At 63.2% G+C, this 13,488-nt stretch carries 10 protein-coding genes; 2 read left to right on the top strand and 8 right to left on the bottom strand.

What is annotated here, in order from left to right; all coding sequences use genetic code 11:
• Window positions 1-140 precede the first annotated feature (140 nt).
• Both N3J91_09025 and N3J91_09020 read left to right on the top strand, forming a co-directional pair.
• A complete protein-coding gene (locus N3J91_09025) occupies window positions 141-1,907 on the top strand; it encodes an ABC transporter permease (GenBank protein ID MCX8156573.1) in 1,767 nt (588 codons plus the stop codon).
• Between the two features lie 6 nt (window positions 1,908-1,913).
• Window positions 1,914-3,641: an ABC transporter permease subunit gene (locus N3J91_09020; GenBank protein MCX8156572.1), complete on the top strand. Its 1,728-nt coding sequence runs from the start codon at window positions 1,914-1,916 to the stop codon at window positions 3,639-3,641.
• A 66-nt stretch (window positions 3,642-3,707) separates the two neighbouring features.
• Here the strand turns inward: N3J91_09020 and N3J91_09015 are convergent, their stop codons facing one another.
• The 8 genes from N3J91_09015 to N3J91_08980 form a co-directional block, all read right to left on the bottom strand.
• On the bottom strand, window positions 3,708-7,592 hold the full coding sequence (locus N3J91_09015; GenBank protein MCX8156571.1) for an FtsK/SpoIIIE domain-containing protein: 3,885 nt from the start codon (window positions 7,590-7,592) through the stop codon (window positions 3,708-3,710).
• Complete coding sequence (locus N3J91_09010) at window positions 7,585-7,797, bottom strand: hypothetical protein (protein MCX8156570.1); 213 nt, start codon at window positions 7,795-7,797, stop codon at window positions 7,585-7,587. Before N3J91_09010 ends, N3J91_09015 begins: the two co-directional genes overlap by 8 nt.
• Window positions 7,794-8,378, bottom strand: coding sequence for a hypothetical protein (locus tag N3J91_09005; GenBank protein ID MCX8156569.1), 585 nt, complete (start codon window positions 8,376-8,378; stop codon window positions 7,794-7,796). Before N3J91_09005 ends, N3J91_09010 begins: the two co-directional genes overlap by 4 nt.
• 3 nt (window positions 8,379-8,381) lie before the next feature.
• On the bottom strand, window positions 8,382-8,654 hold the full coding sequence (locus tag N3J91_09000; protein MCX8156568.1) for a WXG100 family type VII secretion target: 273 nt from the start codon (window positions 8,652-8,654) through the stop codon (window positions 8,382-8,384).
• A gap of 190 nt (window positions 8,655-8,844) precedes the next feature.
• Complete coding sequence (locus N3J91_08995) at window positions 8,845-9,408, bottom strand: hypothetical protein (protein ID MCX8156567.1); 564 nt, start codon at window positions 9,406-9,408, stop codon at window positions 8,845-8,847.
• A gap of 63 nt (window positions 9,409-9,471) precedes the next feature.
• Entirely contained in the window at window positions 9,472-10,764 is a 1,293-nt protein-coding gene (locus tag N3J91_08990) for an ABC transporter permease (protein MCX8156566.1), read from the bottom strand.
• The gene (locus tag N3J91_08985) at window positions 10,761-11,495 is read right to left on the bottom strand and encodes an ABC transporter ATP-binding protein (protein MCX8156565.1); all 735 of its coding nucleotides are present in this window, start codon (window positions 11,493-11,495) and stop codon (window positions 10,761-10,763) included. Before N3J91_08985 ends, N3J91_08990 begins: the two co-directional genes overlap by 4 nt.
• Window positions 11,482-13,482: an efflux RND transporter periplasmic adaptor subunit gene (locus N3J91_08980; GenBank protein ID MCX8156564.1), complete on the bottom strand. Its 2,001-nt coding sequence runs from the start codon at window positions 13,480-13,482 to the stop codon at window positions 11,482-11,484. The genes N3J91_08985 and N3J91_08980 overlap by 14 nt, the downstream gene beginning before the upstream one ends.
• Window positions 13,483-13,488 lie beyond the last annotated feature (6 nt).

Here is a 13,488-nt window from a genome sequence, read left to right as displayed (position 1 = left end):
GATGCCCCTTTATCGTCAATGATGAATTAGAAATTATTTTAATGGGGGAAGCTGCCTGGGGGTGGGGAAACAGGCAATTCCCGCCGGAGGTTGCCGCCGATTACGATTGACAGTTGACGCCGGGGTCGCAGCGCGGAATCATGCCTACCATCATGCTGGTGCTTCCCATAATGGTGCGGGAAATGCAGGTGGCGGCGCGTCGTCGCAGAACCTATTGGGTACGCCTCCTCACGGCAGTTCTGGCCCTGCTGGTCACCTTGATTATTTTGCTGTTCATGCGCCATGAGGATGCAAACGACCGCGGCACAGCCATTTTTGTAGCCCTTGGCTACCTCAGTTGGGGACTGGCGATTATCAGCGGTTTGTGGTTGACCTCCGACAGCCTCAGCGCTGAAAAACGCGAAGGCACCCTAGGGCTGCTATTTCTCACGGATTTGCGCAGCCATGACATTGTGCTGGGCAAACTGGCAGCCCATCTGCTGCAAAGCCTCGGCAGTCTGCTGGCCTTGATCCCCATTCTGTGTGTACCCTTGCTTCTGGGCGGGCGCACCATCGAAGAAATCGGGCGCCTGGCCCTGGCGCTGTGGGCGGCTTTGTTTTTTTCTCTCTCCCTGGGCCTGGCGGTTTCGGCCTGCGTGGTGCGAATGCGTCACACGGGCATCATCACCAACGCCCTCCTGGCATGGTTTGCCTTTCTGTCGCCCTGGCTGGGTTCAGCCCTCTGCGAGGCGTATCCGGACACCGGGCTGGCCTCATGGGCGGAATGGTTATTGGTTCGCCCCAGTCCCCTTGAGGGGATTGGTCATGCGTTTGATCACCTATATGACAAGACAGACCCGGCGCTTTACTGGTGGCCCATCGGTTCCAGCCACGCGCTGGCTTTGGGGGCCCTGGTGCTCACCTGGTGGCGGCTGCCGCGCTCCTGGCAAAACGTGCAGGGCGGTTTTCGCAAGGGGAGCTGGCGGGAATGGTGGCACCGGTTCTGGACGGGCAGCGCTGAATGGCGACAGGCATTTCGTCAACACGCCCTGCAAATCAACCCCGCCTACTGGTTGGCCAGCCGCGATCGCTGGGGCCCCTGGCTGGTCTGGTTTCCCGTGGTAATTGCAGCCCAGTGGTGGATTTCGATTGTGTCCGACTTGTGGGTTCCGAAAGCGTCGACTAGCGAGGGGGTATTCAGTAACTTATTCGAATTCCTTGATGACCTTGATAGATTCTTCATCGCCTGTGTTCTGGGTTTCTTGTATAAACTGTGGTTTGCCTGGCGCGCCGCATTGTTTCTGGGCGAGGCGCGCCGCGAGCAAACCCTTGAGTTCTTGCTGACAGCCCCAGTGCATCAGGAGCAAATCCTCTGGGGCCAATGGCAGGCCTTGTGGCGAATGTTTCGCGGGCCATTCGCTTTCATGGTCTTGCTGTTACTGGTTTTTGGAATCGATTTCTTACACCGACATCACACTTGGAAGGAAGTCACCTCGGCTACGCAGATTCTCTGGAGCGAAATAGATAAGACTCCGCCTTGCCTGTTTTTTTTGTATTACTACGGCGTAGTTTCCCTCTTTGACCTGGCCGCCCTGGGCTGGCTCTCCTTCTGGCTGAGCCTCCGGTGGGCGATGCCCCATCGGGCGGCGCTCTGCACCTTCGCGCTGGTGATAGCTCTGCCGTTGTTGGTCTGGTTGCTCTTCTACCAGGGCTTAATGAGCCTGGAAAAAACGCCGGTCCTGTCCATGCTCAACAACAGTAATTTGTCATTCTCATGGCTGGGCCTGGCCTCAGCCGGAGCTTATCTGGCCATTCACATTGGCATGGATTTGCTCTGGATTTATTATGCCCGCTGGCGGTTGCGCCGCTATTTCCGCCTGGTGGCGGCCACGCCGGTGGGGCTGAAACCCCGCTACCAGGAGGGATAAATCGTGATGTTTCCCGCCATCGCCTGGCGCGAGGCGACCGTCAAAGCACGGCAGGAGAGCCTGATGGTGCAGCGGGTCCTGCTGGCGGCGGTGGCGGTGGCCATGGTGCTGGGCCTCCTGCTCATCGCCGAGGTGATGCGCAGTCCGCGTGGCATGGGGGAGTTCATGTACCATTTTCTGGGATGGACGTGCATGATTCTGGGGGGATTGGAGGGCCTGCGGCAGACACTCGACAGCCTGAGCCGGGAGAAACGCGAGGGCACCCTGGGGTTGCTGATGCTGACCCGTGTGACCAGCCTGGACCTGGTCCTGGGCAAATGGGTGGTTCATGCCCTTGCCACCTTCTACCATTTATTGGCCATTTTCCCTGCGCTGGCCATTCCCCTGGTGTTGGGGGGCGTCACCCTGGGCGAATTTGTTCGCCTGCTGTTGTGTGTGATGAACGGGCTGTTTGTGGCTCTGGCGCTGGGCATGTTGGTGAGCGCCCGGGGCCGCGAGGAATATGAGCTGTGGGCCACGGGGCTGTCCTGGCTCGTCCTGCTGATGGCCGCGCCCCCGGCGTTGGTGGCCATCATTACGAGCTGGCAAGGCTCGACCCAGCTCGCCTGGGCGGCCGCCCTCAGCCCTTTGAGAGCCTGGCAGCTTGCTCCAGCAACGGCCTACAGCCTGGCGCCCGGGCAGTTTTGGAGCGCCCTGGTCTTTTCGCACCTGCTGGGCTGGCTGCTGCTGGCGCTGGCCGCGTGGAGCATGGGCCGGGAGTGGAAACGCCTCGCCCGGGGGGCCGCGCCCAAGCGGTTGGGCCGGTTGGATCACCTGCTGCTTCCCGTGCTCAAGGTGTTGCGCTGGTGGGAAAGGCGCGCCGCGGGTGACCGTGGGTCTTCACCCGTGGAACGATTCCTGCGCAATGACCGCCTGCCCGCGGGATTGGTGCTGGCGCTGCTGGCCGTTGGCGTCCTGGCGCTGGTTGTTTTGTCGCTTTATACCTTGAACGATCTCTGGGTGGTGTATCTGGCGGCGGGCCTTTTTTATGCCGCGCATTGGGGACTGCGTTTCTGGGCGGCGGCCCAGAGCTGTCAGGTGCCCCGCCAACTGCGGGATTCAGGCTGGCTGTTCATCCTGCTTGCAGCCCCTCTCCAACCCGCCGAGCTCCCGCAGGCTTTGCTGCAGAGCCAGCTACCGGCACTGCGCATGGCGTTCTCCCTGCTCATGGCCATGGAAGTTCTGGTCGCAGCCACCTTCTTCATGCTGTTCTGGCCGACGGTCAAAATCTGGGTGATCTTTTCTTTGCCGTTGTGGTTTCTGGCAGCCCTCATCTTGTGGCGAGATTTAAAGGCCCTCAACGCCGCCGGCTTGTGGCACAGTCTGAATCTGAATCATTCCGCCCTCGCCATCCGGCGCACAATTTTCCAGGTTCTGCTGCTGCCCCTGCTGGCCGCGCCGCTGGGATTTTTCTGCATGGGCCTGGCCATTCCCTTCCTTATGATAGTGAAGTCCGTTGTTCTTTATTATCACTTTCGCGGGCGATTGCTGCGCGATTTTCGCCTGGGCCTCGAGCGCACCCAGGTTGTCACCGCCGAGCCGCTGCCGGAAAAAATCCTCTGCTGGCTGGGACTGAAAAAAGCGCCTCCCCGCCTCGCAAGCAGAGGCCCGGTGTGTGTCTCCTGCGGGCATGAGGTGGGCGATGCGGCTTATTGCCCTTTCTGCGGCTATCGTCAGCCCGGGGCCGATGTATAAGCCTCGCACCAGGGCACGACGGCCTTCTGCGGACCGGCAAGGCGGCCAGCTTCTCTGGACGCCGGTTCAACTCCGCAGTGCGCGGGCCACCTGCTCCCACCAGACGCGCTCGGGCACGGCATAGGGCCGGAATTTCTCCAGGTAACCCTCCTGTTCATTGTAGAACAGTCCACAATGCAGCCCCAGATGGCTGGCGCCGGGATCATCGCACAGACTGGCGGAATCATTGGCGCTCATCTGGAAGAGCACCCGCATCTCAAATTCGCTCAGGGCCTTGCGGCCCAGGAAACGGTTCACGTTATTGTAAGTGTCCACCGCCACAATCAAATGAATGCCGTGCGTGGGCCCTTCAGTAATGAGCTGACTGAGCTGCGCGGGCGGGCTGGCCTCGCCGCCACTGTCCATGGAGAAGGCAAACTCGTCCTCCACCTTGAGTTTCTTGAAGTTTTGCAGGCCGTGAACGAACACGAAGATTTCGGGCGCCTGGGCGGCGTCAGTTTCGGTGCGCGCGCGCAATTCCTGCACCAACTCGCCCAACAGGCCGCCCACATCACCGCTTTTGGCCAGGGTGAAGGGATGCGGAATGACGCCGGGGAGTTGTTCAATGAGCTGCCGCTGCGGTGTTTCCGGCGGCGAGGCATCCAGGAAATAAAACCGTGCGGCCTTTTGCGGGTAATGCGCTGCCAGGGCCACGGCCCCGACGGTGACGAGGGTCAGGATGGCCTCGTCGCGCTGCCCGACGATGAGGAGGTTGTTGCCGCTGCGCCGCTGGAAAACCACCTCGGTGGGGCCTTTGATCGAGTTGGGCGCGCCGAGCCAGAGCCGCGCCAGCGGCGGCGGCTGGATGGGGCGCTGCGCCAGCAGGGCCTGCAGGGCGTGGTTGTCGCGCACGTCGGCGGGGGCGTTGCCCTCAAACACCACCGGCCCGGTGTAGTGCGGGGTTTCGCGATCAGCCCGGGCGCGCACCGCGGCCAGCACCTGGTCGCGCTCCTCCTCGGGCAGCCACACCGTCTGGAAGGGACTGTTGCCCTCCAACGCGCCCGCGGCATCGTTGTAGATGCCTTCGCCAGGGCGTGAGAGCAGGCGCGGCGCGGCATTGTTTTCATCCATGATGAGGTAGGCATCGGCCTCGTTGCACTGCAGCGCAATGCGGATGACCATCTGCCCCATGGTGGTGCGGGCCAGGGTGTAGGCGCCGCCCAGCGTTTGCGAGCCCAGGATGACATGAATGCCAAAGGCCCGGCCCTGGCGCACAATCCGATCCAGCAGGACTGCCGCGGTTTGCGCGATGCGATCGTCCTCCACAAAAAACTCCTGAAACTCGTCAATCAGCAGCAGCGTGCGCGGCAATTTTTCCGCGCCGCCCGCGCGGCGGTAGCCGGCCAAATCCTGCACCCCGGCCTGGCGAAACAAATCGCCGCGCCGGCGCAGCTCCTCGTCCAGGCGCTGCAGGACGCTCAGGCCGAATTCACGATCACTTTCAATGGCCACCACCCGGGCATGCGGCAGCCGGTGATTGGCGTAACATTTGAACTCCACGCCCTTCTTGAAATCCACCAGGTAAAACTCCACCTGCTCCGGGCTGGCCCACCGGGCCAGGTTGGTGATGATGACGTGGAAAAGCGTGGATTTGCCCGAGCCGGTTTTACCGGCCACCAGCGCATGTTGTTTGGTGCCCCGGCCGATGGCCAGATATTGCAGCTTGGTGGCGCCGCTGCGCCCGATGGGCACGCGCAACTCCTCCGCCGTATCCAGCGACCAAACCTCCTCGGGCGCAGGGGCGACCTGCTCGAAAGGGACCTCGACGCGGTTGGCGCCGCGGCTCAACTCCCCCACCTGATGCAGGAAGGCAATGGCCAGCTCGGGCGGCGGCGGCGGATCAAGCTGCAGACGCACGCCCACCGGCCCCAGGCGGGCCAGCGTGAAGAAATCCCCCGGCCGTTGAATGCACACGCTGTTTTTGCGGAGGACGTCCGGCGCCAGGTCCGCCGTGCTGGTGTAGCGGTGATCCCAGTGAATCAAGGTGTAAACCCCGCAACGCGCCCCGCTCGAAGCAATGTGCAACAGCCGCTTGGCCGCCGCATCGCTGAAATTCATGGGGAAATCCGCAATAATGACAAAGTGGTATTTCTCCGCAATTTTCCCCGCCTGCGCGTTGTACTCGGCGATGGTTTCGTACTCGTTGCGCAGGTACATCTGGATGACCTTCTCCATGTGCTCGGTCAGGTCCTTGAGGCGCTCCTCAATCTGCGTGGTCTGGGTCCAGATGCGGCCGTTAATGAGGTTGTCCTCGTAATCGGCCAGATGCATGATGCCGGCAAAGTTCTGCCCCAGCTTGACCGGATCAATGATGGTGAAACTCAGCTTCCCCGGCGGCGTGGTGGCCAGCAGCCGAAAGAGGATGTTGTTGATGGCCGCAATGGCCTCGGCGCTGCCGGTGCGATTCGTCTCGAACAACAGGCAACCCTGCTGCGGATACAGCAGCCAGAGCGGCAGGGAAAGGTGTCCGCCGCCGGGCATGGGGAGGCGCGGATCCTTGGGCGCACCCTCCGCATAAAGACGCAAATCCACCTCCAACTGGCCAAACTTGATGCGATTCCGGGCCGTCTCGGGGGGCGTCCAATGCTCCCACAACGGCGGCTCCCAGGGCGGGGTGTCCTGCCGGGCAAACTCGGCGGCGGCCTGCGCCTCGCGCAGGAGCGGTTCGCATTGCGCCTGCCAGTCCTGCATGAGGGAGGCCCACAGCGCATCGGTCTCGGCATTCAAGCGGGCGGTGCGCTCGCTGCGATTTTGCTCCAAGGCGAGCCGCCGGCGCTCATATTCCTCCTGCAACTCGCGCAGGGCGTCCTCCCGCCCCCGCTGAATCTCCTGCAGCCGCTGCTGGCCAAGCCGCTCGTGGCGCTCCAGCACCCGCGCCAGTTTGCGGTCAATCTCTGCCGGCCAGAACTCGCGCAGGCGGGCGGCCTCCTCCGTGGCCTCCTGCCAGCGGCGGTTGATTTCCTCATTGGCCTGGCGCAGCTCGGTCTCAAGGCGTTCGACTTCCGCGGCGTGGCGGGCCTGGGCTTTGCTCAAAGCGGCGTTGTGCCAGCGGCGGGCGCGCTCGAGGGCCTGCGCAATCTTGCGGGCTTCAGGCAGGGCGGCGCGGCGGCTCAAAAAATAAAATATCAGCGTCGCCGCCAGCAAAGCCCCCGCCGCGCCGCCGCTGAGAGTCCAGGAAATTTCGGCCAGCTTGAAATATTTCAACAACGGCGGCAACCCCGCGCCGGCGGCCACCAGCACGATGCCCTGCACCCACACCGGCAGCAGCCGGTAAAACCAGGCCGCCGCCCGGCGGCGAAATTGGCGCAAATCCGCCTCCACCTGCCCGCGCAACTGGCCCAGCTTTTCCAGCAACTGCGGCTCCTCCTCCGCCGGCTCCGGCTCGTCAGGCAGGCCGGCGCCGGTGAGCATCTGCTTGAAATAACCGTACCCCGACATGAGGCGCAGGGCTTGCAGCTCGAGTGCCTCGAACTCCGCGCGCAGCGCGCCCAGTTGCTCGTGAAAGGCCGCCAGCGCGGCATCGTTACGAGCCAGGCCCTGTTCCCGGTTGCGGGCCGCCTCCATTTGCGCCTTTTGCAGGGCCACTTTCTGGCGGCCTTCATGATCCTCGATGCGCTTGAGAGCCTGCGCCTTGCTGGGCCGATGGCCCCGCCGGATGCGCTCCAGCCGCTGCCGATGCCGCAGCTCGAGGGCGGTTTGCCGCGCTTCGGACTGGGTGCGAATCCGGCTTTCCTCGGCGGCGCGCCAGACTTCCAGCTCCTCCAGGGCATTGCGGTGCTGGCGTTCAATGGCTTCGCGCTTCTGGCGTTCGTCGCGCAGCAGTTGCTCCTCCCGCCGGGCGCAATCGCGCACCAGGGTCTTGAGGCGCTCCAACAGCTCCAGCGTCTGGGGGATGGTCAGGGGGTTACTCACAATCGTGGCGGACGTGCTGCATCAGTTTATCCAGATGCTCAAAAACTTCAGCCGACTTGTCCACGCCGGTCATCAATTCGGCCAGGAAACGCCGCTCGAATTCCTCGCTCTTGGCGTCGCGCCAGTAGTTGCGGGTTTCCTCCCACCGCAGCATGAGGTCCTTGGTCAGGGCCAGGAGGGTTTTGCCGTTATTCCCCACACTCATAAGCGCTCTCCTTCGGCGGAAGCGCCGCCGGCGGCCGCATCGCTGCCGGCCGCCGGTCCGTCCGCCTCCCCCTCCCCGCGGGTTTCCGCCGCCGGCTCGATGGCGGGGGCCTTCATGCCGGTGTAGGCGTCCAACGTTTGCAAAATCTGATTCAAGTAGGCCACGCCCTTGGGCATGTCATGCGTGAGCACGGTGCGCAGGCTTTCCAACTGACGCAGCAGCGGCTCCACGCGGTGCTCATATTCGCGCGTCCAGTGTTTGACGCGATTGAGCTTTTCCTCGGCCTCGGCCAGCGCCCGTTGGGCCCGCTGAACGGCCAGGCGCTCGGCCGCGGAAGGCTCGCGCAGGTTGGCCATGCTGGCGCCGAAGAGCACCTGGCGGGCTTCCTCAAGGATTTTCTGGCGGCGGCGAACCTGGGCCTCCCAATACAGGCGGCGATCGGTTTGCAGCCAGGTGCGCAGCCGCAGCACCTCGTCGCAGGCATCCTCCAGCAGCAGGCGCGACTTGCTCAGGTACACCACCAGCGCCGCCTTGAACGCGTCTATGGCCTCGGTGGAGGATACGTGCGCGCGTTCGGCCATGGCTCAGCGCTGGTTCAAATAATCCTGGATGCGCTGGGCCTTGCGCATCAGGTAGGGCACATGCTGATCGGCCACCTCGATGAAACGCTTGAGCGCCTTGAGGGTCGTCTTGAATTCATCGGCAAACTTCACCTGCTCCTGGTCCTGCCAGGTCTCGCCCAGCGCGGCAAAGCGGGCCTGGAGGGAGCTGAGCCGGTTCTGTAAATCACGATTGAAGCGCTGCAGCTCTTCGGCAAAGCGCCTCACGTCCTCTGGATCCATGATGGCTTGCGGCATGGACTAACCTTTCTCTTTGGACTGCTTCAGCATGAAGTTGCCGCAGGCCAAGTCAAACCGATTTTCCAAAACGGCCACGCCGGCGAGGCCTCGCGTGGCAGACCTGCACCACCCGCCCCAGCGGCCCGCCACGCTCCACCCCGCGGCCAACCCCTCCGGGGCTGCCAGCCGGGTTTGCGCCCGCTCCGCCTCAGCGCGGCACCAACCGGGGGATGGGTCCCAGCGGCTGGCCGGTCAACCGGCTCCGAATCTGGAGCAAATCCTTATAGGCCTCCTGGAAGGCGTCGGCGTTGACCTGGTCCATGGCCTGGGGCGCCAGCCATTCAATCAATTCAATCCGTGCCTGGACCAGGGGCAGATCTTCCAACGTCGGCCGTTTCTTGTCGGTAAAACCATCCTCATTAAGATCCTCAATCAAATCTTTGCGTTCTTCCCGCGGCAGGCGGGGATCGTTAATGGCCTGAATCCAGTAAGCCGTGGCTTTGGGGTCCGCCCCCACCAGTTGCAAGGCTTCCCGGGCCAGGGGATCCACCGGCGGCGGTTTCTGCCGGCGCGGCGGTGCAGCCTCCACCGCCGGCGGGGCGGGGGTTTTGCTTGCATCGTCCGCCCGGACCGCGGCAGCCCGGTTGTCCCCGGGCGCGCCGGCAGCCGGCGGGGAAGCATGGCGAAGGCTGATGAAATACCAGGTGGTAAGGGCGCCGAGTCCCAGCACCATCACCACCGCGAGGATAAGCAGTTTAGGCCGGGTGTTCATACATCCATTAAACCACAAACCGGCCGGCCGGGCAAGCCGCCTGTAACGGCCCAATCCGCCGGCCTACTCGTGCCGAAGGGCCTCGATGGGATCCAATTGGGCGGCGGCCTTGGCGGGATAGAGGCCAAAGATAATGCCCACCGCGCCGGAGATGCCAAAAGCCACCAGCACCGACCACAAGGTGATGATGGTTTTCATGGTGGTCAGGTGCGAGACAATGACCGGCGTGACGATGCCCACCAACACCCCAATCAGGCCGCCCCCAATGGCCAGCACCACCGTCTCCACCAGAAACTGCATGGTAATGTCCCGCCGGGTGGCGCCCAGGGCGCGCCGAATGCCAATCTCCCGGGTGCGCTCCGTCACGGTGGCCAGCATGATGTTCATGATGCCAATGCCGCCCACCAGCAGCGAGATGGCGGCAATGGAGCCCAGCACGATGTTGAAGATGCGCTTGGTTTGCTCGGCCTGCCGCAGCAGTTGCAGGGGCACAATGGTTTCGTAATCCACCTTGTCATGGAAACGGCGCAGCAACGTCTTGATTTGGGGATCCGCCGTCTCCACCGTGGCGGTGTCGTGCATTTGCACGGTGATCTGATGCAACTCCACCTTTTCCGCCTCGTAACTGCCGGCCGAGCGCCGGATGAGCACTTCCCCGAAACGGGTGCGCGACGTGCTCAAGGGGATGTACACATTATTATCCAGCGGCTCGCCCTCCATCCGCCCGGCCTGGGTGCGCTGTTCGGGCAGGTTGCGCTCCCGCACCAGGCCCACCACCCGGTAGTAAAACGCGTCAATCTTCACCGACTGCTCCAGCGGATCCTGGTAGGGAAACAGCCGCTGCGCCAACCCCAGCGTCAAGACACAGACGTTTTCATTATTGATCTCGTCCCAATCACTCAGGAAACGCCCCCGCAGGATCTCCAGCCCGACAATCTCAGGGTAAAACGGCAGTGTCCCCAGCACCTGGCAGGGCACACTGTTCTGCGCAAAACGCACATTCTCGCGAATGATGCGCACGGGCAGCACGCGCTTGACCCCCGGCACGGTATCCTGAATGCGCGCCGCGTCGCGGTAGGTCAGCCCGTAATCAATGCTCATCCCGCGGCCCAGGCCGGAAACCTTGGTGTCCTCCGGCGGTTTGACGCTGCGAATGATGATGTTGGCGCTGCCCAGGCGTTTGATGGCCTCCTGCGCTTCGTAGGAGGCGCCTTCCCCGATGGCCAGCATGGCGATGACCGAGCACACGCCGAAAATGATGCCCAGCATCGTCAGCGCCGACCGCAGCTTGTGCAGCAGCAGGCTCTTGATGCCCAGCCGCACAATCACCAGAAATTGGAAAGCCAGCGGATTCATACGTTCCGGGGCGCGCTCCCAGCGGCCGCCCGATGTCCATTCATCACCTCCCGGTCAATCAGGCCGTCGCGCATGTGGATGATGCGGTGCGCCCGGCCGGCGACGCGTTCATCGTGGGTGACGAGCACGATGGTTTTGCCCTGGGCGTTGAGACTGTCAATCAACTCCAGCACCTCGCGGCCGGTGGTGGAATCCAGGTTGCCCGTGGGCTCGTCGGCCAGGATCATCAACGGATCATTGACCAGCGCCCGCGCGATGGCCACGCGCTGCTGCTGGCCGCCGGAAAGCTGGTTGGGGCGGTGATGCAGACGCTCGCCCAGGCCCACCAACTGTGCCAGCCGCACGCAGTGGTCATAGTGCGCCCGCAAATCCTTCCGTTGATACAACAGCGGCACCTGGATGTTTTCAATGACCGTGAGTTGCGCAATCAGGTTGTAGCTCTGGAAAATGAAGCCAATCATCCGCCCGCGCGCGGCCGAGAGCTGGTCATCCGGCATCGCCGACACATCAATGCCCCCCAGGTAATACCGGCCGGCGGTGGGCCGGTCCAGACAGCCCAGGATGTTGAGCATGGTGGATTTGCCGGAGCCGGAAGGCCCCATGATGGCCACGTAGGCGCCCCGCTTGACCTCCAAATTCACCCCGTCCAGCGCGCGGACGGTGACCTCCGTGCCCAGGACGTAGTGTTTCTTGACGCCTTCCAGGCGGATGATGGTCTCAGCGGCTGCCATCGTTGCGCGGTGCAGAAAAACCCTCCGGACGCATCCCGCCGTCCGGGCGCGGCCCCGGGAACCCTGCCGGGGCGTTGGTGCCGCCGGGGCGGCGGAAGGCGCGCATGGCCTCACGCATGGCCGCCTGCTCGTTTTCGTCCAATTCTCCGTCGCCGTTGGTGTCAAAGCGTTTCATCATTTCCTCGCGGCTGAACCGCGGCCCGCCGCGGCCCGCGCCCGGCTGCCCGCCCGGCCCGCCACCGCCGCCCGGGCCGGCGGCGTCGCCACCGCCGGCGTTCTCCCCGCCCCGGCCAGCCCCCGGCCCAAACATGCCCGCTCCATCGCCGCGCTCACCCCGTTCTCCGCGCTGCCCGCGCGGGCCGCGTCCACTGCCCGGCTCCGGGAAGCCGGCCGCGCCATTGTCCCTCCCGTTCTCGGGCACCATGCGATTGAGCCGCTCCGGCGGGGTGTTGGTGAGCCCCTCCGTCTTTTCATCCTTGCCCACGATGGCGCCCGCCAGATCTTTCTCCTGCGCATCGAAAGGCGGGCTGAGCAGCACGCGGTCCCCCTCCTTCAAGCCGGAGGTGATTTCGATGAACTTGGTGTTGTACATGCCCACATTGACCGGCACCGGCACGCTGGGATTATCCGCCAGAAACACCACCTGCTTGCCCTTGCGCGTGGTCACGCACTGGATGGGCACCGTGAGGACGCTTTTGAGATTGGTGATGATGATCTCGGCCCGGGCCGACACCCCCGGCTTCACATTGGGCAGCGGCTCCAGGATGAGGATTTCCGTGGCATAGACTTTAAGATTGGGATTGGCCCAGCGGCTGGACGTATCCGGCAAGGGTGCCACCCGGTTGACCGCCCCCTGGAAGCGGCGGTCCGGCATGGCATCCAGGACCACATACGCCGGCTGGCCGCGGGTCAACTGGTTGACGTGCGACTCATGCACCTTGACGGTGACCTTGAACTCGGAGATGTCCGGCAGCTTGATCAGCTCCTGGCGATACCGCACCACGGCGCCTTCCTCAATCATGGATTCACTGCTGAACCGCCGGTCCCCGCCCCCGCCGGCATACACCACCAACCCGTCATTGGGGGCATAAATCTTGGTGTTGGCCAACTGCCGCATGTCGCGTTCCAGCTTCTTTTTGCTCAGCTCCAGCGTGCTCTTCTGCGTTTGCACATCCGCCTCATATTGCGCCAGCCGGCGCTGGCCCTGCAGCTTGACCCGCTCCAGGTCATCCTTGGCATCCTCCACGGCCGCCTCCAGCGTGCGGCGCTTCTTGGGCAGATCAAAACTCTCCAGCATCCACAATTTCTTTTGCGCCTGCTCCAGCCGTAATTTGGTCTGGGATACCGAGAGGCGGTCGCGGTCCAGGTTGGCCTTGGTTTCAAAGCCCTTCTCATACAGCTTTTCCGTCCAACCCAGCTTTTCCTCGGCAATCTTCAAGTTTTCCAGCACGTTGGTGATTTCAATCTGCGCATCCCGCAACAACTGGGCGGCCTCACCCTTTTCAAACTTTTCCAGATCGCTCTTGGCAAACTCCAGTTTCAGCTCAGCGGCCGAGATTTCGCTTTCCACCATGCTTTTTTGGATTTCCAACTGTTGCTCGGCCTGGATCACGGCAAACTGGGCTTTCTCCACATTGATCTGCTGCTGATTCACCGCATCCTGGCTGGAGCTGGAGTCCAGTTCCACCAGCAGATCCCCCTTCTTGACGGTGGTGCCCTCGGGCACGATGTAAATGATGCGGGCGGTGCCCTCCACCTCGCTGCGCACCACCACTTCATTCACGGCCTCAATGTTGCCGCCCTCCACAATGGAGATGAGGAAGTCCCCGCGCTTCACCTCGAAATAAGCCGTGGGTTGCACCTGGTTTTTGGCGCGGCCGCGCACGACGGCGTAGGCTGTGAACACCGCCAGCAGGGCCACCACCACCAGCACCGGCTTGCGCCGCCACAGCGGCGGCGGAGCGGGAATCGTCGAAGAGGTGCTCATAAACAA

Source organism: Verrucomicrobiia bacterium (assembly GCA_026414565.1).
In the GTDB taxonomy this organism is placed as follows: domain Bacteria; phylum Verrucomicrobiota; class Verrucomicrobiia; order Limisphaerales; family Fontisphaeraceae; genus Fontisphaera.
This window is presented reverse-complemented; position numbering and strand designations above follow the sequence as displayed.

Bases quoted from the DNA above. Each gene is read 5' to 3' on its own strand.
- N3J91_09000 (MCX8156568.1), bottom strand. From the start codon at position 8,654: ATGCCGCAAGCCATCATGGATCCAGAGGACGTGAGGCGCTTTGCCGAA.
- N3J91_08980 (MCX8156564.1), bottom strand. From the start codon at position 13,482: ATGAGCACCTCTTCGACGATTCCCGCTCCGCCGCCGCTGTGGCGGCGC.
- N3J91_08990 (MCX8156566.1), bottom strand. From the start codon at position 10,764: ATGAATCCGCTGGCTTTCCAATTTCTGGTGATTGTGCGGCTGGGCATC.
- N3J91_09025 (MCX8156573.1), top strand. From the start codon at position 141: ATGCCTACCATCATGCTGGTGCTTCCCATAATGGTGCGGGAAATGCAG.
- N3J91_08985 (MCX8156565.1), bottom strand. From the start codon at position 11,495: ATGGCAGCCGCTGAGACCATCATCCGCCTGGAAGGCGTCAAGAAACAC.
- N3J91_09010 (MCX8156570.1), bottom strand. From the start codon at position 7,797: ATGAGTGTGGGGAATAACGGCAAAACCCTCCTGGCCCTGACCAAGGAC.
- N3J91_08995 (MCX8156567.1), bottom strand. From the start codon at position 9,408: ATGAACACCCGGCCTAAACTGCTTATCCTCGCGGTGGTGATGGTGCTG.
- N3J91_09020 (MCX8156572.1), top strand. From the start codon at position 1,914: ATGTTTCCCGCCATCGCCTGGCGCGAGGCGACCGTCAAAGCACGGCAG.
- N3J91_09005 (MCX8156569.1), bottom strand. From the start codon at position 8,378: ATGGCCGAACGCGCGCACGTATCCTCCACCGAGGCCATAGACGCGTTC.